The sequence below is a fragment of the Amycolatopsis methanolica 239 genome (assembly GCF_000739085.1).
GTDB lineage: Bacteria > Actinomycetota > Actinomycetes > Mycobacteriales > Pseudonocardiaceae > Amycolatopsis_E > Amycolatopsis_E methanolica.
Genome location: NZ_CP009110.1, coordinates 887,085 through 904,883, shown reverse-complemented (window position 1 = coordinate 904,883; position 17,799 = coordinate 887,085). Strand labels below are relative to the sequence as shown.

Sequence of the window (17,799 nt, the reverse complement as noted above, 5' to 3'; positions counted from 1 at the left end):
CGCTTCACCGTACCGGGCGCAGGTGCACGACGTCTCCGGCGAACACGGTGTGCCGCTTGCCGTTCTGGCCACGCACTTCCAGCTGGCCCGCGCCGTCCACGTCTTCGGCCGTGCCGAGGATCGCGTGGTCGCCCGGCAGCAGCACCCGCACCTCCTGACCGAGGGTCTCGCAACGGGCCCGGTAGTCGTCCAGCAGGGCGGCCTTCGCGAGGTCGCCGCCCGCCGCGCGCCAGCGGTCCTCCCGGTCGGCGAGCGCGGCCAGCAGCAGCGCGGCGACGTCGGTGCGGTCGGTGGTGCGGGCGCCCTGTTCGGCCAGCGACGTCGGCAGCAGCCCGCCCGCGCCCGGCTCGACACCCGGGCCGAGCGGGCGGACGTTGAGCCCGATGCCGAGCACCACGCCCAGCTCGTCCCCGGCGACGGCCTCGGACAGGATGCCGGCGCACTTGCCGCGGTCCGGGCCGGCGAGCACGTCGTTGGGCCACTTGAGGACGGCGTCGACACCCAGTTCGGTGGTCAGGTCGGTCACCGCGAGCCCGGCCGCGATCGCCAGTGAGCCGAGTGCGCTGAACGGGACCTCCGCCGGGCGGAGCAGCACACTGAGATAGATGCCACTGCCCTTGGGGGACGCCCACACCCGGGCACGCCTGCCGACGCCGGAGGTCTGCTCCTCGGCGATCAGCACGGTCCGGTCCGCCGCGCCCTCGACGCTCGCCCGCCGCAGGTCGGCATTGGTGGAACCGGTACTGGGGACGACGTCCAGCGCCGCGTACGGACCCTGCGGGGCGAGCAGTTCGGCGCGCAGCCGCCCGGCGTTGATCGCGTTCATGTGGGAAGCCTATTCGCCCTCCGTCACGCACGAGGGGGTCCGGTCGTTGGATCACTGTGTCCGCGGCGGTCGTTGTCTTTTAGTGTTGGCGAGGTGACCATGCGTTTCCGATCCTGGGGGCGGGCCGCCGCCGGGCGTGCCCTGATCGCGCTGATCCTCGTCGCCGCCGTCGGCACCTGCGGATGGCTGCTGGTCGAGCCGCCGGGGGAACAGGTGCGGGCCGCCGCCGACGTGGTGCCACCCGAGCCGCCGTCGGGCAACGCGGCGCTCGCGTCCGCGCCGACCGTGCTCGAGCCGAACGCACCCGTGCAGGCGCAAGCGCCCCAGGAGCAGGGCCGCAGCGAGCTGGAGAAGTGGGCGGCCGGGCTGAGCGGACCGCTGGACATCCCGGAGCGCGCGCTGATCGGGTACGCGACGGGCGAACTGACGCTGCGCGAGGAGGACCCGGGCTGCCACCTCTCGTGGGTGACGCTCGCCGGGATCGGCAAGGCCAGCACGGACCACGGCCGGTTCGGCGGCGGATCGCTCGCCGCGGACGGGACGCTGACGAAGGCGCTGGGCGCGGTGCCGCTGACCGGCGCCGCCGGTGAGGCCGCGACGGAATCGCGCGGCGGCCCGATGCAGCTGACCCAGGCCGAGTGGCAGCGGGCCGGCGCGCGGGGAGACATCCAGGACATCGACGACGCGTCCGTCGCCGCGGGCCGCACCCTGTGCGCCGGGAACACCGACCTGCAGTCCGGGCAGGGCTGGTGGAAGGCGATCGAGCACTACCGCGACTCGGACCTGTTCCGCCAGCAGGCGCTCGGCAACGCCCAGCTGTACGCGCAGCTGTCGCTGGACCCGGCGTCGGCGTCCGCGCCGTCCGTGCGGGCCACCCGGTTCGCCCTCGACCAGCTCGGCCTGCCCTACGTGTGGGGCGGCAACGGCCCCGATGCGGGCGCGGCCGGGTTCGACTGCTCCGGGCTGACGAAGGCCGCCTACGACGCGGCGGGCGTGAACCTGCTGCGCACCGCGGACATGCAGTTCCGGTCCACCCCGGCGGTCGCCGAACCGAAGATGGGCGACCTGGTGTTCTACGGCAACCCGGCGACGCGCATCCACCACGTCGGCCTCTACCTGGGCAACGGCCTGATGATCAACGCGCCGACGCAGGGCATGGCCATCCAGATCGCGACGTACCGCACGCGGACGGACGACTACGCGGGGGCGAGCCGCCCGGCCGCCTGACGCGAGCTCAGGCGCCATGGCGGGCGAGCTCGTCCAGGTACCGGCTGACCGGGCCGAGCGTGAGCAGTCCGCTGCCCGCGCCGGCCGGTTCACCTGCCGCGGGGAGCAGTTCGGCGTGCAGGCGGGCCATCGTCGCGCGGTCGCCGCGGCGGATCGCGACCAGGGCGCGCAGGCACGTGCGGGCCTCGAAGAGCAGGTCGCGCGGGGACGGCGCGATCTTCCGACCCGTCGTCGGACACCACGGGACGGCACCACGGCTCGTAGGCGCCGAAGTCGAGGTCCTGCCCGGGGTCGGCGCCGCGCTGGAGGCGATCGCACAGCAGGGCGAAGCCGAGGATCCCACTGGCCACTCCCGACATCCCGGTGCCTGCCAGCGGGGCCGCCGCCGCGCGGTACGCCGCCGCGGCGGGTTGCCCGGCCGCGGACGTCCGCATCGCGCGGTACCACTGCGTGAACACGCCGACGAGCGCGATCTCGTGCTTCTCGCCGAGCTCGTCGGCCGCCTGCGCGTGGCGGTCGGCGGCCGGGAAGTCGGCGAGGGCCGAGGCGGCCCGCATCAGCACGAGGTGGCCGAGCACCTCGAACGCCACCAGCTCGTCGCGCCGGGCCAGCTCGACCAGTTCCTGCCCGATGCGGGCCCGCTCCGGCGCGAGCCCGGCCCGCTCGAACGACTGCATGAACCTGGCGTTCAAGGCGAACGCGAGGAGGGCGGGATCGTCGAGGCGCCGGGCCAGTGCCTCGGCTTCCCGCGCGGGCCGCGGTCCCCGGTCGCCTGCGGTGTTGCGCAGTTCGAGGGCGAGCGTGGCGAGCAGGCGCGCGCGAACCGCGTCTTCGCCCGGCGGCAACGCGTCCAGGGTCCGCTCGGTCACCTCGGCGATTCGCTGGGCGAGCGCGGGATCGTCGTGCGCGGTCCAGATCGCGGGCACGTCGAACGCGGCGAGCACGCGTGCGGTCAGCGCGGGGTCGCTGACCTGTTCGGCCAGGGTGAGCGCTTCGGCCCGGTGGTTGCGGGCGCGATCGAGCTCGCCTGCCACGGCCGGCGCCCGCACCAGGCCCATGATCAGCTCGAGCCGCTCCGGCACACCGGCGGCCGCGCCACCATCCGCGTCAGCGGGCGCGCGACGATCGGCGTGGTCGAGCGCGGCCTGCCACAGCCGCGCGGCCTCGTGCGGCGCGAACCGGCGCTCGGCGTCCTCGGCGGCGGCGCGCGCGTACCGCACCGCGGCGGGCGCCTCGGCGAGCAGGAAGTGGTGTGCCAGCGCGGCGACGTCACCGGGCCGAAGGCGCTCGATCGCCTCGCCGATCCGCGCGTGCAACCGCGCCCGGCGCGAGCGGGACAGGTCCTGGTAAAGCGTGTCGCGGACGAGCGCGTGCGCGAAGCGGAACCGGCCCGGCCCGTGTTCGACGAGGAAACCGCGTTCGGCGGCGAGTTCCAGCGCGTCGAGGGCGTCGCCGGGCAGGAGGTCCAGGTCGACCTCGGTGCCGATGACCGCGGCCTGCCGCAGCACGGCCTGGACCGCGTCGGGCAGCTGCGTGACGCGGTACCGGACCACGTCCCGCACGCCGGGCGGCACCGCCGAGAGCGCGCCTCCGGTGTCGAGCACGCGTGCCAGTTCACGCACGGAGAACGGGTTGCCGCCGCTGCGCTGGTGGATCGTCCGTGCGGTGCCGGCGTCGATGTCCCGGCCGGTGGTGGCCGGCACGAGCGCCGGCACCGCGTCCGCGGGCAGGCCGCCGAGGTAGACCCGCACCGGTGATGCCGCCACCGAGCATCGCGCCCCACAGTCCCGTGGCCCGCACGCGCGCGGCCCCGGCCGGGTGGGCGTGCGCGATGAGCCCCAGGCTGGACACCAGCAACGCCGCCCAGGTCGCCGGCGCCAGCGCGCACAGCACGCTGCCGGCCGCGAGCCCCGCGCCGCCCAGCACGAACACCCGCCTGCGACCGAAAGTGTCCGCGAGACTGCCCGCGATCAGCAGCGCCGCGGCCAGGCCGAGGCTGATGCTCCCGAGGATCCAGGTTTGCCCGGCGGGCCCCGCGCCGAGCGCGTCCGCGATCTCGCCGAGCGTGGCAAGCGGCGCCGTGAAGTTCACCAGCACCAGGAACGCCGCGGCGCACGCGATCACCAGCGTTGCCATCACCCCTCCAGTTCAGTCAATGAACTAGTAGTGACCCTAGCAGCATAAGTTCAATAACTGAACCAGTCGCTATGCTTGGATCCGTGGCACTCGGCAAGGACTACGCGACCCAGGACTGCTCACTGGCGCGGGCGCTGGAGGCCGTCGGCGAGCGGTGGACGCTGCTCGTCCTGCGGGACTTCTTCTACGGCGTCCGGCGGTTCGGCGACCTGTGCGCGCACCTCGACATCCCGCGGGCCGTCCTCACCGACCGGCTGAAGTCCCTGGTGGCCGCAGGCCTGCTCGAACGGCGGCCGCGGCCGTCCGGCCACGAGTACGTCCTCACCGAGCGCGGCATCGCCCTGTGGCCCGCGGTGTTCGCACTGGCGCAGTGGGGCGAGCACGAGTTCGGGCCGCCCGCCGGGCCGCGGCGCGTCTTCAGCCACGCGGACTGCGGCACCGCCGTCACCGAGTCCGGGCTCTGCCCGCACTGCCGGACCGTCCCGGGCCCGGCGGACCTGGTGGTGAGCCTCGGTCCCGGCGCGAAGCGCGGCCACCGGGACGACCCGGTGAGCGTCGCGCTGCGGGAGCCGCACCGGCTGCTGACCCCGCTGACCTGATCCGCTCTCCGCGAAATCCCTGGCCCACCGCGTACGGGCTCGGGCAGAGTCGATCACATGCGGTGGGTCCGTGACGCGTTCTGCGCCATCACCACCCGGCCGCGCTAATCCGCGATTGACTGGTACACCGAGGTCCAGAAGTCCAGGTACAGGTTGTTGTACTGCGGGAACCCGGCCTTCTGCGTCAGCAGGATCCCCACCAGGTCCTCCTTCGGATCGGAGAACCACGACGTGCCGAGCCCGCCGTCCCAGCCGAAGCGGCCGGGCACCGACGCGATGTCGTCGCGCGCGGTGGTCATCGACAGGCCAAAGCCCCAGCCACGCGTGTCGAAGTAGCCGGGGTAGAAGCCGGACACCGCCTTGTCCCCCGACGTGAGCTGGTCGGTGACCATCGCCTCGACCGTGGGCCGCGCCAGCACCCGCCCGCTGCCGCAACGTCCGAAGTGGAGCATCATCCGGCCGAAGCGCAGCAGATCGTCCACTGTGGACACGAGACCGCCCGCGGCGGACGGGAACCGGGGCGGGCGGGACCACTCGCCGTCCGGCGGGTCGTAGACCGTCAGGTCGCCCCCGTACGCGGTGACCAGGCGGCCGGCGTCCGCGGTGAACCGCGTGTCGTCCATCCCCAGCGGGTCCAGCACGGTCTCGCGCAGCACCTCCTCCAGCGAACCGCCCACCCGCGCGAGCAGCACGCCCAGCACGTCCGAACCCGTGTTGTAGAGCCAGCGGCCGCCGGGCGGGCACATCAGCGGCAACGAGCCGAGACGCCGCATCCACTCATCCGGCTCCGGCATCTCCGACGGCCTCGGCGGGCCCATCCCGATGCCGGCCTCGTTCGCCGCCCGCACGATCGGCGGCTCTTCCGGCAGGTACAGCTGGCCGAACCCCATCCGGAACGTGAGCAGGTCCCGCAGCGTGATGGCCCGCTCGGCGGGCACCGTCTCGTCGAGCGGCCCGTCGATCCTGGCGAGCACCCGCCTGGTCGCCAGCTCCGGCAGCAGTTCGTCCAGTGGCTCGCCGAGCCGGAGCCGGCACTGCTCGACGAGCGCCATCGCGGCCGCCGCGGCGATGGGTTTGGTCATCGAGCTGATGCGGAACAGGCTGTCCCGGCTCAACGCGGGCCCGCCGAACGCGACCGAGCCGAGCACGTCCACGTGCACTTCGCCGTGGCGCTCGACGAGCGTGATCACCCCGGGGACCTCGCCGCGTTCGACGTAACCGGCCATCACGTCGTGGAGCCGCCCCAGCCGGGCTTTCGACAAGCCACCTGTGCTCATCGTCCGATTCAAGCCGAGCAGCGAGCCCCTGTGAAGACTTCGGCGCCCGCCGCCGCACCGCGCCGGCCGAGCACGCTCCCTCGGGCATCAGAGCCGCTGCCGAAGGGAATCCGTGAACAGTCCGTGCTTCACCGGACCACCGCCGTCCGCGCGAGGGCCAGCAGCTTGTCGACCGACCACTGGTCGTAGGCGTGCTCGCCGTACTTCCGCGCCACCACGCGGCCGGCGGGGTCGATCAGGAAATCCGCGGGCAGCCCGAGGCGCCCGCCCTCCTGCCGGACCGCGGGCGGGCGGTACTTGCCGAGCAGCGTCAGGGCCGAGCCCCGCAGGATCGCGCCCCACGTCCGCGGGTGCAGCAGCGCGCGGCGGCCGGACTCGACGCCGAACTCGCGGTAGTACCGCTTGTCCGGGTCGGCGACGACGGCGAACGGCAGGTCGTAGCCGCGCAGCTCGTCGGCGGGCGAGTGGAAGAAGACCACCTCGCGGATGCCGGCGGCTTCGATGTCGTCGTGCCGCTGCACGACCGAGCGGAGGTGCAGGTTGCAGATCGGGCAGCCGGCGAAGCGCCGGAACTGCAGGTGGACCAGGCGTTCCGGGTCGGGAACGCGGACGCGCTCGCCGCCGACCGCGTCCAGTTCGAACTCACGCATGGGGACCCCTTTCGTAAGCGTGTGGCGTACGCCTACGAACGTATGCGCGTATCCTGTACGCTGTCAAACGCCATGCCACGCCCCCGCTCGTTGACCACCACGCAGATCGCCACCGCGGCACTGGCCGTGCTCGACCGCGAGGGGCTCGACGCGCTGTCGATGCGCACGGTCGCCAAGGAGCTCGGCATGGGCACGATGTCGCTCTACCGCTACGTGTCCGACCGCGACGAGCTCGAAGGCCTGGTGGTCGACCTGGTGCTGCAGGCGATCGACGTGACGGTGCCGCGCGGTCCGGCCGGCGAGCGGTTGAGCGTGCTGGCCGACCGGGTCCGGATCGCGGTTTCGCGACACCCGGCGGTGGTGCCGTTGCTGCTCATGCACCGCCACCACGTGCCCAGTTCGATCCGCTGGGGCGAAACGATGCTGACCGTCCTGACGGACGCGGGTCTCACCGGCAAGCGCCGGGCGATCGCGTTCCGGACGATCGTGGGTTACGTGTTCGGCGCGTTGCAGGTGGAACACTTCGGGGCGCTGTCCGGCGCGGGCACGGCCGCACTGGCCGACCTGCCGCCGGAGGAGTTCCCGATCCTGTCCGAAACCGCCGCGCAGGCCCGGTCGATCCCGCCGGAGGAGGAGTTCCGGCACGGGTTCGACATCCTGCTGCGCGGCCTCGGGCTCTAGTCCCGAACGGGAAGCGCGCCGGGCGGGAGACCGTACACACGGGACACCGGGAGGCGGATCACCACGCGCCGCTCGTCGACCATCCGCTGGTAGAAGCGGTCGAGATCGGCGTACGGGTCCTCGAACCGCGAGGCGAGCTCGGCCATTTCCCGTCCGGTCGCGTCCCCCGGATCGGCGCTGACCGGCGACACGTCGACCTCACCCTCCACGACCGCGTACGCCATCCCGTCCGGCGCCGCGACGTGCAGGACCGCGCGCGGGTCCCGGCGCAGGTTCCGCACCTTCGCACGGTCCACGGTCGAGCTGATCCGGATGAGCTTCTCCTCCGGGTACCAGCCGTAGACCACTGTAGACAGTTGCGGCCTGCCGTCGCGGCGGATCGTGGCCAATGCGCCGAACTGGCGGCCGGCGACGAGGTCGAGGAGTTCTTCGCTCATGAGCCGATCTTGTCCCGGCCGGCGCCGCCGCGGAAGAAGGCACTTCCACGTGCCCGGGGAACACCGATGTGACAGCTTGACTTGCATTCCTCGTTGGTTATATTCCTCGTATGGCATCAACGTTCGAGGTCCTCGCCGAGCCGCGACGGCGCGAGATCCTCGACCTGCTCCGCACGTCGGAGCGCCCGGTCGGGGACCTCGTGGAGCGCCTGCGCCTCACCCAGCCCGCGGTGTCCAAGCACCTCAAGGTGCTGCGCGAGGCCGGGCTGGTGGAGGTCCGGCAGGACGCGCAACGCCGCTGGTACCGGCTGCGCCCGGAGCCGCTCGCCGAGATCGACGCCTGGCTGGCCCCCTACCGGCGCATGTGGAACGCCAGCCTGGACGCCCTCGAACGCCACCTGGACTCGATGGAGGACCCGAGGTGACCGAATTCCGCACGATCGCCGGAAAACCCGTGCTGCGCTTCGAACGGCGGCTGCGGCACCGGCCGGGGAAGGTCTGGCGAGCCGTCACCGACCCGGCCGAGCTGGCGCACTGGTTCCCGGCGCGCGTCGAGACCGAGGCGCGGATCGGCGCGCCGATCCGGTTCGTCTTCCCCGGCGACGCGCCGGTCGACGACGGCGGCACCGGCGAGGTCCTCGAATTCGACCCGCCGAAGGTGTTCGCCTTCACCTGGAACCTCGACGTGCTGCGGTTCGAGCTGCTGCCGGACGGCGACGGCTGCCTGCTGGTGTTCACCCAGACGATCGGCGGCGGCGACATCGGGCGGCTGGCCGCCGGGCGGAACGCGATCGGCTGGGACACCTGCCTCGGCGCACTGAACGCGCGGCTGGACGGCGCCGACGCGCCCCCGCCGCCGGACTGGCTGCCCGCGATGGAGCACTACATCGACCAGTTCGGCCTCGGCGACGGCTCGGTGCCCGAAACGGCCGCCGGGTACGAGTTGCGGTTCGCGCGTGACCTGGTCTGGAAGCCCGCCGCCGAGATCTGGCAGCTGCTCACCGAGGACTCCCCGGTCGAACCCGGCGGCCCGCCACCACTGCGCGCCACCAACGGCTACGTGCCCGCGGGGAAGATCGTCACCGCGTCCGCGCCGCACGTGCTGGAGTACGTTTGGCTGCACGACGGCGCGCCCGCGGGCCGGGTCCGGTTCGAGATCGTCGCGGACGCCGAACTCGGCACCCGGATCGAGCTCACGCAGACGGTCCCGTTCGCGCTGAAGCACCTGCGGGCCGAGCTGCTGGCCGCCTGGCACACCCACCTGGAGTTGTTCTTCGCCGCCACGTTCGGCGAGATCCGCTGCCCGTGGCCCGAGGAGCGCACGGCCCTGCTGGCGAAACGCTACGAGGAGAAGGCGCGGTGACCGATCTCGACATGTGTGGAACGCGCCGAGCAGCTGACGGGCTGACAGCGGTCGCTCGCCGTTCACCTGGCCGCCGTCCGCGCCGCCTAGCTTGTCGATCATGACGAACCCGGTGTCCCGGCGCGCGGTCCTCGGCGGCGCGTTCGCGCTCGCCACCCTCGGTGGCGGAACCGCCGGCGCCTCCCGGGCCCCGCACGTGCTGATCGCGACCAACGAGCCGTGGGGCACCTACCACGTCAAACCGCTGCTGGCCGAGGCCGCGCGGCGCGACTGGCGGCTGACCCAGCTGGTCCCGGACCTGACCGGCATCACCCCCAGCGACCGGTGCCGGTCGCGACGCCGGACACCGCGCCGCGGGCGGACCTGCTCGTCGTCACGGGCGCCGGGGACTGGCCGGCCGACTGCGCGGCCCGCTTCCGGAAGCTGCCGCTCGTCGCCAGTTCGCTCGCCTACCAGCAGCCGGTCCGGGCCGCGCGCGCGAAGGAGCTGCACCCGCGGCTGATCACGTCCTCCTCCCCCGCCGAGGCCCGCGCGTTCGGCGCCTACCTCGGCACGCGCCGCCGCATCAAGGTCGTCGGCTCGCCGCAGACCGACGGCCTGCCCGAGCGCAAGCCGGAGCCGGGCCTCGTCCTGGTGCTCACCAGCGTCACCCACCCGGACGGCACCGGCTCCGCGGCGCCCGGCACCGAACTGCTGCTCGCGTCGGCGGAGAAACTCGCGGCGGCCGGCAAGCGGATCCTCGTCGGCCCGCACCCGCGTGAGGACCGCACGCTGTGGGACCGGTACGAGATCAGCGACGTCGCGTCCGTGCAGGCCACGGCCCGCGCCGAAGCCGCCATCGGCATCCCGGGCACGGTGTTCCCACTGGTCACCGCGGTCGGCACGCCCGTGGTCGGGGTGACCGACCCCGCCCTGACCGTGCCGGACTACCTGCTGTCGGTCTGCTCGTCGACCATTTCGGACGCCGAGCAGGCGGTGGCGGCGATCGACTCGGCGCAGCTGCCGGACGCGCGGACCCTGGCCGACGCGGTCGGGCCGGTGGGCGGATCGGCCCGGCGGCTGCTCGACGTGTGGTCGCGGTTCGCCAGGTGAGGTTCACGCCACACACGCGCCCCTTGCGCAGTAGATAGGCTCCCGTCATGAGCAGCGCGACGGAGCCGATCGGGACGCCTCCGGCGGAGGAGCCGGACATCCACACCACGGCCGGGAAGCTGGCCGACCTGTACCGCCGGAACGACGAGGCGGTGCACGCCGGGTCCGCCCGTGCCGTGGAGCGTCAGCACGCGAAGGGCAAGAAGACCGCCCGCGAGCGGATCGACCTGCTGCTCGATCCCGGCTCGTTCGTCGAGCTCGACGAACTGGCACGGCACCGGTCGACGAACTTCGGGCAGGAGAAGAACCGCCCGTACGGCGACGGCGTGGTGACCGGGTACGGCACCATCGACGGCCGCCCGGTGTGCGTGTTCAGCCAGGACGTGACCGTGTTCGGCGGTTCACTCGGCGAGGTCTACGGCGAGAAGATCGTCAAGGTGATGGACCTGGCCATCAAGACCGGCCGCCCGATCATCGGCATCAACGAGGGCGGCGGCGCGCGCATCCAGGAGGGCGTGGTCTCGCTCGGCCTGTACGGCGAGATCTTCACCCGCAACGTGAAGGCCTCCGGCGTCGTCCCGCAGATCTCGCTCATCATGGGCGCCAACGCGGGCGGGCACGTCTACTCCCCCGCGCTCACCGACTTCATCGTGATGGTCGACCAGACCTCGCACATGTTCATCACCGGTCCGGACGTCGTGAAGACCGTGACCGGCGAAGAGGTGACGTTCGAGGAGCTGGGCGGCGCCCGGACGCACAACACCAAGTCGGGCAACGCGCACTACCTCGGCACCGACGAGGAGGACGCGATCGCCTACGTCAAGGAGCTGCTGTCCTTCCTGCCGTCGAACAACCTGTCCGAGCCGCCGGTGTTCGACTCGCCGGAGCCGACCGACGGGTCGATCGCCGACGGCGTCACCGAGTCCGACCTCGAGCTGGACACCCTGATCCCGGACTCGCCGAACCAGCCCTACGACATGCACGAGGTCATCACCCGCGTGCTCGACGACGGCGAGTTCCTGGAGGTCCAGGAGTTGTTCGCGCCGAACGTAATCGTCGGGTTCGGCCGGGTCGACGGGCACGCGGTCGGCGTGGTCGCCAACCAGCCGACGCAGTTCGCCGGCTGCCTGGACATCGACGCCTCGGAGAAGGCGGCGCGGTTCGTGCGGACCTGCGACGCGTTCAACGTGCCGGTGCTGACGTTCGTGGACGTGCCGGGCTTCCTGCCGGGCACCGACCAGGAGTGGAACGGCATCATCCGTCGCGGCGCGAAGCTGATCTACGCCTACGCCGAGGCGACGGTCCCGCTGGTCACGGTCATCACGCGCAAGGCCTACGGCGGCGCCTACGACGTCATGGGTTCCAAGCACCTCGGTGCGGACATCAACCTGGCGTGGCCGACCGCGCAGGTCGCGGTGATGGGCGCCCAGGGCGCGGCCAACATCGTGCATCGCAAGACGCTCGCGAAGGCCGCCGAGGAGGGCAAGGACGTCGAGGCGCTGCGGGCCGAACTGATCCAGGAGTACGAGGATACGCTGCTCAACCCGTACGAGGCGGCTGAGCGGGGTTACGTCGACTCGGTGATCGTGCCGTCGCACACGCGCGGCCACGTGGCCCGCGCGCTGTCCATGCTGCGTGACAAGCGCGAGACGCTGCCGCCCAAGAAGCACGGCAACATCCCGCTGTAAGGGGGAGCGATGAGCGAATCCGAGGAAACGCCGCCCGCCCGGCCGTTGCTGCGCGTCGTGCGCGGCACGCCGGACGAGGCCGAGCTGGCGGCGCTGACTGCCGTGGTGGCCGCGGCCGCGTCAGCGCCAGGCGAGGAGCCGGAGAAGCCGGAGCGGACCTCATTCTGGGCGGACCGCGCCGCCCTGGTGCGGCGGCCGTTGCCGCAGCCGGGTTCCGGCGCGTGGCGGGCTTCGGCCTGGCCGCGTTGAGTTTTCAGTTCTGCGCCGGTGGGCCCGCCCACCGGCGCAGAGCTGCGTCCGGCTAAGCGGCCAGCTCCAGCTCGCGCGGACGCACTCCGGCGTGCTTGTGCAGGGTCAGCAGCCGCACGGTGCCTGCCAGTCCCATCGCCAGCGCCACCAGGAACGACAACCGGTAGGCCAGCGGCCCGGCCACCCCGTGCCGCAGCAGTTCGTCCAGCAGCAGGCCGCCCCCCAGCTCGGCGACCACCGCGAAGGTGAATCCGCCCATGTTGGCCACTCCGCTCGCCACCCCGGCCTGGTGCCCGTGGTTGGCCGAGCGCGCCAGGTCGAAGGCGAGCATGCTCACCGCGCCCGCCGCGCCGATCAGGAACAGCACCGGCCCGAGCACGGCCACCGGCAGCGGTCCGGGCACCACGACCAGCACCGCCCAGCACACCACGCTCACCACCGCGGCCCAGGCGACCATGGGCCCGCGCACCCCGGGACGCCGGGACGCCAGCTGCCCGGCGAACGTCCCGGCCAGCACGAAACCGCCCACCACCACAGTCAGCAGCGCGCTCGCCGCCGCCGGGGTCCGGCCCTGCGCGTGCACCAGGTACGGCTGCCCGAGCACCGCGGTGAACGTGACGAACGCGCCCATCAGCGTGAAGTGCGTCCACATCGCGTGCCGGGTGCCGCGGTTGCGCCACGCGTGCCGCAGGCTCACCCGCAACGGTTCCCGCGGCTCCTCGCGCACTGTCGCCGACGGGCCGTCCCGCAGCGCGACGCCGACCGCGACCAGCAGCACCGCCGTGATCACGCCGGCCACCAGGAACGCGGGCGTCCACCCGAACCCGGCGAGCAGTGCGGCCAGCGGCGCGGTCGCGATCAGCTGGCCGAGCCCGCCGATCATCCCGGTGAGCGCCGCGACCAGCGCGTACCGGCGGCCGGGGAACCAGTTGTGCGCGAGCCGCAGCACGTTGACGAACAGGAACGCGTCACCGGCGCCGATCAGCGCCCGGCCCGCCATCGCCGCCGGGTAGGCCGTGGCCAGCGCGAACACGATCGACCCCGCGGCCATCAGCGCCATCCCGAGCGCCAGCAGGCGCCGCGGCCCGAACCGGTCGGCGGCCGCGCCGACGGGCACCTGCAGCAGCGCGTAGAGCACGAGCTGCACCACGGAGAACGCGGCCAGCCCGGTCGCGTCGATCGAGAACCGCTCCTGGGCGGTGAGACCGGCGACCGAGAGGCTCATCCGGTGGAACAACGCGGTCAGGTAGCACAGCGCCCCCAGCCCCCACATCAGCCAAGCCCTGCCCGCTGCCACCGGATCACCTCCTGTTGCATCTATCTTGTATCTATCAGACTCCTGGCTACGATGCGCGCATGTCAACGAGGGACCGCTCACAGGCGGCCGGCGACCGGGCCTACCAGTGGACCAAGGACCGCATCCTGGACGGCCGCCTCGAAGGCGGAAGGCTGATCAGCGAGGGCGAGATCGCCGAGGCGCTGGAGCTGTCCCGCACCCCGGTCCGCGAGGCGTTCCTGCGACTGTCCGCCGAGGGCCTGCTCCGGCTCTACCCGAAGCGCGGCGCGCTGGTCGTCCCGGTGTCGCCGAACGAGGTGCACGACATCGCCGAGGCCCGGATCTTCCTGGAGCGGCACGCGGCCGCGAAGATCATCGCCGCCGGGACGCACCGCGAGGTCGCCGCGAAGATGCGCGCCGTGCTCGGCGAGCAGCGCGCCGTCTCGATGCCCGAGCACACCGCCCGCTTCACCCAGCTCGACCGCGAGTTCCACGCGACGCTCGTCGAGGCCGCCGGCAACGCCCTGCTCGCCGAGTTCTACTCCGGTCTGCGCGACCGCCAGCTGCGGATGGTCAACACCGCGCTGCGGGACAACACGGTGCGCCCGCCGATCATCCTGGCCGAGCACGAGCGCATCTGCGACCTGCTCGCCGACGGCGACGCCGAGCCCCTGCAGGCGCTGATCGGCGACCACATCGCCGCCGTCCGGGACGAAGCCGCGCACTGACCCCGCCGCTACCGCACCGAAGCGAGGAAAGCCCGCACGCGGTCCAGGAGCGTCCCGGCCGCTTCGGCGTCGTACGCGGGCAGCGAGGAGTCGGCGAAGAGGTGCTGGTCGCCGGGGTACACGAACAACTCCGCGTGCGGGGTGGAACTGGCGAGCTCACGCGCCGAGGGCAGGTCCTCCTCGAAGTACTCGTCGGCTTCTTTGCCGTGGATCTGGACGGGAACGCCGGCGGGCCACGCCTTCCCGAACTCCGTGAGCGGTAGACAGGAGTCGATGAGCAGCGCGCCGCGCGCCCCAGAGCGGGTTTGCGCGAGGCGCTGCGCGATGGTGACGCCGAACGAGAACCCGGCGTACACGAGTGCCGGTCCCAGCGCCTCGGCCTCGGCGATCCCACGCTCCCGCAGCTGCTCGAACCCGGCGCCGCGAGCGAAGGCGAACCCCTCCTCGATGCTCGCGAACGTCCGCCCCTCGAACAGATCCGGCGTGTGCACGGCGTGCCCCGCCCGGCGCAGTTCGTCGGCGAACGCCCGCAGGCCGTCGGTCAAGCCCTGGACGTGGTGGGACAGCACAACCTCGGCCATTGGAACCCTACCTCAACGATCCACGTGCCTGGAACATTCGATGAAGCTGGTCTGTGGTGCGCTCGCGGCGGGTTCGGGCGATCGAGGAACGGTTCTACGGCGCTCGCGCGCGAGTCGGCCCCGGCGTTCGAGGCCGGGCAGCGGCCTCACGATGCGTCCTGAGCACCAGCCCACCCTGCTTGTCCATCAGGTCTTCCGCACCGTATAGTCCACGTGGAATAACCGGACTGGAGCGATCATGGCCTCCCCGAAACTGACTCCGATGGCGATGGCCGTCCTGGAACTGCTGCACGAGCGGCCGATGCACCCGTACGAAATGACCCAGCTGATGCGCGACCGCCATCTGGACAACCGGGTCGCGGTGAAGGCGGGCTCGCTGTACCACACGGTCGACCGCCTGCTGGCCGCCGGACACATCAAGATCGTCGAGACCCAGCGCGCCGGCCGTCGCCCGGAGCGCACCGTCTACGCGCTGACCGAACAGGGCCGGGACGCGTTCGTCGACCGCGCCAAGACGATGCTCGGCACGCTCGCCAACGAGCACCCCGAATTCCTCAGCGGCCTCGGCGCGATGGACGACCTCGGCCGCGAAGCCGCGTTGGAGCAGTTGCAGATGCGCTTGCTGCACCTGGAGGCGAAGGCCGCGGCGCAGGAGCTCATCACGCGCAGGCTGGTCGACGAGGTGCCCGCGATCTACTGGGTCGACTGGCGTTACACGACCGCGCAGGTCCGCTTCGAACTGGAGTGGACCCGGCAGCTGGTGGACGACATCACCAGCGGCCGTCTCGACTGGACCGGCGACTGCCACCCGGACCGCCTCCACCCGGTCCCCACCGAATCCATTGAGGACAGATCCGATGACCGAGCGAGCTAGTCCGTGGGCGGCGCTGATCGCGCTGTGCATCGGGTTCTTCATGATCCTGCTGGACACCACGATCGTGTCCATCGCGATCCCGTCGATGGTGAAGGGCCTGAACACCGACCTCAACGCCATCGTCTGGGTCATGAGCGTCTACCTGCTCACCTACGCCGTGCCGATGCTGTTCACCAGCAGGCTCGGCGACCGTTTCGGGCCGAAGCGCCTGTACCTGGCCGGGCTCGCGGTGTTCACGCTCGCGTCGCTGTGGTGCGGCCTGTCCGGCACCGCCGAGATGCTGATCGCGGCGCGCGCCGTGCAGGGGCTGGGCGCCGCGATGATGACGCCGCAGACGCTGGCGTTCATCACGCACCTGTTCCCGCCTGCCAAGCGCGGCCCGGCGATGGGCCTGTGGGGCGGGGTCGCCGGCCTGGCCACCATCGCCGGCCCGCTGCTCGGCGGGATCCTGGTCGACCACCTGGGCTGGGAGTGGATCTTCTTCGTCAACGTGCCGGTGGGTGTGGTCGGCCTGGTGCTCGCGGCGCTGCTGGTGCCGGACTGGCAACCGCGCAACTCGCACTCGTTCGACGTGCCCGGCATCCTGCTGTCGGTCGCCGGGCTGTCGCTGCTGGTCTTCGGCCTGCAGAACGGGCAGCACTACGACTGGGGCACCGTCGCAGGCCTGGTCAACGTGGCGGAGGTGATCGCCGCCGGGGTGCTGCTGCTGGCCGGGTTCGTGGTGTGGCAGCGCCACAACCGCCGGGAGCCGCTACTGCCGCTGCGGGTGTTCACCAACCGCAACTTCTCCGCGGGCACGCTGACGGCCGTCACGATCGGCTTCACGATGACCGCGATGTTCCTGCCGCTGGTGATCTACGTGCAGGACGTGCTGCTGCTCTCCCCCACCCAGGCCGGACTGGTCACCGCGCCGATGTCGCTGCTGTCCGGCATCATCGCGCCGTTCATCGGCCGGCTGTCGGACCGGACGAACCCGAAGTACCTGGTGATCTTCGGGATCGTCGCGCTCGCCGCCGGCCTCGGGCTCATCGCGTTGATGGCGCGCGAGACGAGCACCTGGTGGGTCACCTTCCCCGGCCTGCTGCTGTGCGGGGTGGGCACCGGCTCGGTGTTCGCGCCGATGAGCAACGTGACCATGAGCTCGGTCGAGCCGCGACTCGCAGGCACCGCGTCCGGCATCTTCAACACGGCCCGTCAGGTCGGCGGCGTGCTCGGCAGCGCGGCGTGCGGCGTGCTGCTGCAGGCCCGGATCAGCGCGGGCATGGCGAGCAGCGGCGGGAACGAGCCGCAAGCGCTGACGGACGCGGTGCGCGAGACGTTGCTGCTGCCGGTGGCCGTGCTGTTGCTGGGAATCATCGCGGCGGCCGCCATGCGCCGCCCGGCTCCGCGTCCCGCGCCCGCCCCAGCCGCCACGCGGGCCTGACGGATACCCTCCCGACGTGCACTTCGTTCTGGCCTCACAGTCCCCCGCACGCCTGGCGGTCCTGCGCGCCGCGGGCATCGAACCGAGCGTCGTGGTCTCCGGCGTCGACGAGGACGCCGTGGCCGCGGCCCTGACCGACCCGTCCCGCGAGGAGCTCGTCACCGCCCTGGCGCTCGCGAAGGCCGAGGCCGTGCTGGGCGAAGTCGCCCGCACGCACGCGGACGCGGTCGTCGTCGGCTGCGACTCGATGCTCTCGTTCAACGGCGAGATGCTCGGCAAGCCGGGCGACCCGGAGACCGCACGCAAGCGGTGGGCCCAGATGGCGGGCGGCACCGGCGACCTGCTCACCGGTCATGCGGTGCTGCTGGTCAAGAGCGGCGCGAAGGTCGACCAGGCCGTGGGTACCCAGACCACGCGGGTGCGGTTCGCGTCGCCGTCCGAGGCCGAGATCGACGCCTACGTCGGCACCGGCGAGCCGCTGCGGGTCGCCGGCGCGTTCACGCTCGACGGGCTCGGCGGGTGGTTCGTCGAGGGCATCGACGGCGACCCCTCCAGCGTGATCGGGATCAGCCTGCCGCTGACCCGGCGGCTGCTCGCGGAGGTCGGGGTCAGCGTGACCGACCTCTGGTCTCCCACATCCTGAGAACTCCCCCACACGAACGGGGCATGGGGAAGAGTCCGGTGACGCCGCG

Annotated in this window: 20 protein-coding genes; 12 read left to right on the top strand and 8 right to left on the bottom strand. The window is 72.3% G+C overall.

Features of this window, described 5'->3' with window-relative positions:
• Window positions 1-4: 4 nt before the first annotated feature.
• Window positions 5-826, bottom strand: a complete 822-nt coding sequence (locus AMETH_RS04455; protein WP_017986846.1) for a biotin--[acetyl-CoA-carboxylase] ligase — start codon at window positions 824-826, stop codon at window positions 5-7.
• Window positions 827-925: 99 nt separating this feature from the next.
• Between AMETH_RS04455 and AMETH_RS04450 the strand changes: the two genes are divergently transcribed.
• Window positions 926-2,053, top strand: coding sequence for a C40 family peptidase (locus AMETH_RS04450; RefSeq protein ID WP_017986845.1), 1,128 nt, complete (start codon window positions 926-928; stop codon window positions 2,051-2,053).
• A 7-nt stretch (window positions 2,054-2,060) separates the two neighbouring features.
• Here AMETH_RS04450 and AMETH_RS41320 read toward each other — a convergent pair whose 3' ends face one another.
• Window positions 2,061-2,183 carry a hypothetical protein gene (locus AMETH_RS41320; protein ID WP_267283471.1) on the bottom strand — a complete coding sequence of 41 codons (123 nt, stop codon included), beginning with the start codon at window positions 2,181-2,183 and terminating at the stop codon, window positions 2,061-2,063.
• A gap of 1,484 nt (window positions 2,184-3,667) precedes the next feature.
• Window positions 3,668-4,189 (bottom strand): MFS transporter, encoded by a 522-nt coding sequence (locus AMETH_RS36375; RefSeq protein ID WP_017986844.1) that lies wholly within the window; start codon window positions 4,187-4,189, stop codon window positions 3,668-3,670.
• Between the two features lie 83 nt (window positions 4,190-4,272).
• Here AMETH_RS36375 and AMETH_RS04440 point away from each other — a divergent pair, with 83 nt between their 5' ends.
• On the top strand, window positions 4,273-4,788 hold the full coding sequence (locus tag AMETH_RS04440) for a winged helix-turn-helix transcriptional regulator (RefSeq protein ID WP_017986843.1): 516 nt from the start codon (window positions 4,273-4,275) through the stop codon (window positions 4,786-4,788).
• Window positions 4,789-4,892: 104 nt separating this feature from the next.
• On the opposite strand, the gene AMETH_RS04435 is transcribed toward AMETH_RS04440, so the two are convergent.
• A complete protein-coding gene (locus AMETH_RS04435) occupies window positions 4,893-6,065 on the bottom strand; it encodes a serine hydrolase domain-containing protein (protein ID WP_026153802.1) in 1,173 nt (390 codons plus the stop codon).
• A 128-nt stretch (window positions 6,066-6,193) separates the two neighbouring features.
• Window positions 6,194-6,715 (bottom strand): peroxiredoxin-like family protein, encoded by a 522-nt coding sequence (locus AMETH_RS04430; protein ID WP_017986841.1) that lies wholly within the window; start codon window positions 6,713-6,715, stop codon window positions 6,194-6,196.
• A gap of 72 nt (window positions 6,716-6,787) precedes the next feature.
• On the opposite strand from AMETH_RS04430, the gene AMETH_RS04425 reads away from it, so the two are divergent.
• On the top strand, window positions 6,788-7,396 hold the full coding sequence (locus tag AMETH_RS04425; RefSeq protein ID WP_017986840.1) for a TetR/AcrR family transcriptional regulator: 609 nt from the start codon (window positions 6,788-6,790) through the stop codon (window positions 7,394-7,396).
• On the opposite strand, the gene AMETH_RS04420 is transcribed toward AMETH_RS04425, so the two are convergent.
• On the bottom strand, window positions 7,393-7,833 hold the full coding sequence (locus AMETH_RS04420) for a PPOX class F420-dependent oxidoreductase (protein ID WP_017986839.1): 441 nt from the start codon (window positions 7,831-7,833) through the stop codon (window positions 7,393-7,395). The two genes, AMETH_RS04425 and AMETH_RS04420, sit on opposite strands and share 4 nt — an antisense overlap.
• A 110-nt stretch (window positions 7,834-7,943) precedes the next feature.
• On the opposite strand from AMETH_RS04420, the gene AMETH_RS04415 reads away from it, so the two are divergent.
• The 5 genes from AMETH_RS04415 to AMETH_RS04395 all read left to right on the top strand — a co-directional run bounded on the left by AMETH_RS04415 (window position 7,944) and on the right by AMETH_RS04395 (window position 12,225).
• Entirely contained in the window at window positions 7,944-8,258 is a 315-nt protein-coding gene (locus tag AMETH_RS04415) for an ArsR/SmtB family transcription factor (protein WP_017986838.1), read from the top strand.
• Window positions 8,255-9,196 carry an SRPBCC family protein gene (locus AMETH_RS04410; RefSeq protein WP_017986837.1) on the top strand — a complete coding sequence of 314 codons (942 nt, stop codon included), beginning with the start codon at window positions 8,255-8,257 and terminating at the stop codon, window positions 9,194-9,196. Before AMETH_RS04415 ends, AMETH_RS04410 begins: the two co-directional genes overlap by 4 nt.
• 324 nt (window positions 9,197-9,520) lie before the next feature.
• The gene (locus AMETH_RS04405) at window positions 9,521-10,288 is read left to right on the top strand and encodes a hypothetical protein (protein ID WP_017986836.1); all 768 of its coding nucleotides are present in this window, start codon (window positions 9,521-9,523) and stop codon (window positions 10,286-10,288) included.
• Between the two features lie 47 nt (window positions 10,289-10,335).
• Window positions 10,336-11,976: an acyl-CoA carboxylase subunit beta gene (locus AMETH_RS04400; protein ID WP_017986835.1), complete on the top strand. Its 1,641-nt coding sequence runs from the start codon at window positions 10,336-10,338 to the stop codon at window positions 11,974-11,976.
• A 9-nt stretch (window positions 11,977-11,985) separates the two neighbouring features.
• Entirely contained in the window at window positions 11,986-12,225 is a 240-nt protein-coding gene (locus tag AMETH_RS04395) for an acyl-CoA carboxylase epsilon subunit (protein WP_017986834.1), read from the top strand.
• A 52-nt stretch (window positions 12,226-12,277) separates the two neighbouring features.
• Here the strand turns inward: AMETH_RS04395 and AMETH_RS04390 are convergent, their stop codons facing one another.
• A complete protein-coding gene (locus tag AMETH_RS04390; RefSeq protein ID WP_223843057.1) occupies window positions 12,278-13,522 on the bottom strand; it encodes an MFS transporter in 1,245 nt (414 codons plus the stop codon).
• A 59-nt stretch (window positions 13,523-13,581) separates the two neighbouring features.
• On the opposite strand from AMETH_RS04390, the gene AMETH_RS04385 reads away from it, so the two are divergent.
• The gene (locus AMETH_RS04385; RefSeq protein ID WP_017986832.1) at window positions 13,582-14,229 is read left to right on the top strand and encodes a GntR family transcriptional regulator; all 648 of its coding nucleotides are present in this window, start codon (window positions 13,582-13,584) and stop codon (window positions 14,227-14,229) included.
• Between the two features lie 8 nt (window positions 14,230-14,237).
• On the opposite strand, the gene AMETH_RS04380 is transcribed toward AMETH_RS04385, so the two are convergent.
• Window positions 14,238-14,810: a dienelactone hydrolase family protein gene (locus tag AMETH_RS04380; RefSeq protein WP_017986831.1), complete on the bottom strand. Its 573-nt coding sequence runs from the start codon at window positions 14,808-14,810 to the stop codon at window positions 14,238-14,240.
• A gap of 262 nt (window positions 14,811-15,072) precedes the next feature.
• Between AMETH_RS04380 and AMETH_RS04375 the strand changes: the two genes are divergently transcribed.
• The 3 genes from AMETH_RS04375 to AMETH_RS04365 are packed head-to-tail and all read left to right on the top strand — an operon-like array spanning window position 15,073 to window position 17,750.
• Window positions 15,073-15,684 carry a PadR family transcriptional regulator gene (locus AMETH_RS04375; RefSeq protein ID WP_017986830.1) on the top strand — a complete coding sequence of 204 codons (612 nt, stop codon included), beginning with the start codon at window positions 15,073-15,075 and terminating at the stop codon, window positions 15,682-15,684.
• Window positions 15,668-17,107: an MFS transporter gene (locus tag AMETH_RS04370; RefSeq protein ID WP_017986829.1), complete on the top strand. Its 1,440-nt coding sequence runs from the start codon at window positions 15,668-15,670 to the stop codon at window positions 17,105-17,107. Before AMETH_RS04375 ends, AMETH_RS04370 begins: the two co-directional genes overlap by 17 nt.
• Window positions 17,108-17,123: 16 nt before the next feature.
• A complete protein-coding gene (locus tag AMETH_RS04365) occupies window positions 17,124-17,750 on the top strand; it encodes a Maf family protein (protein ID WP_017986828.1) in 627 nt (208 codons plus the stop codon).
• Window positions 17,751-17,799 lie beyond the last annotated feature (49 nt).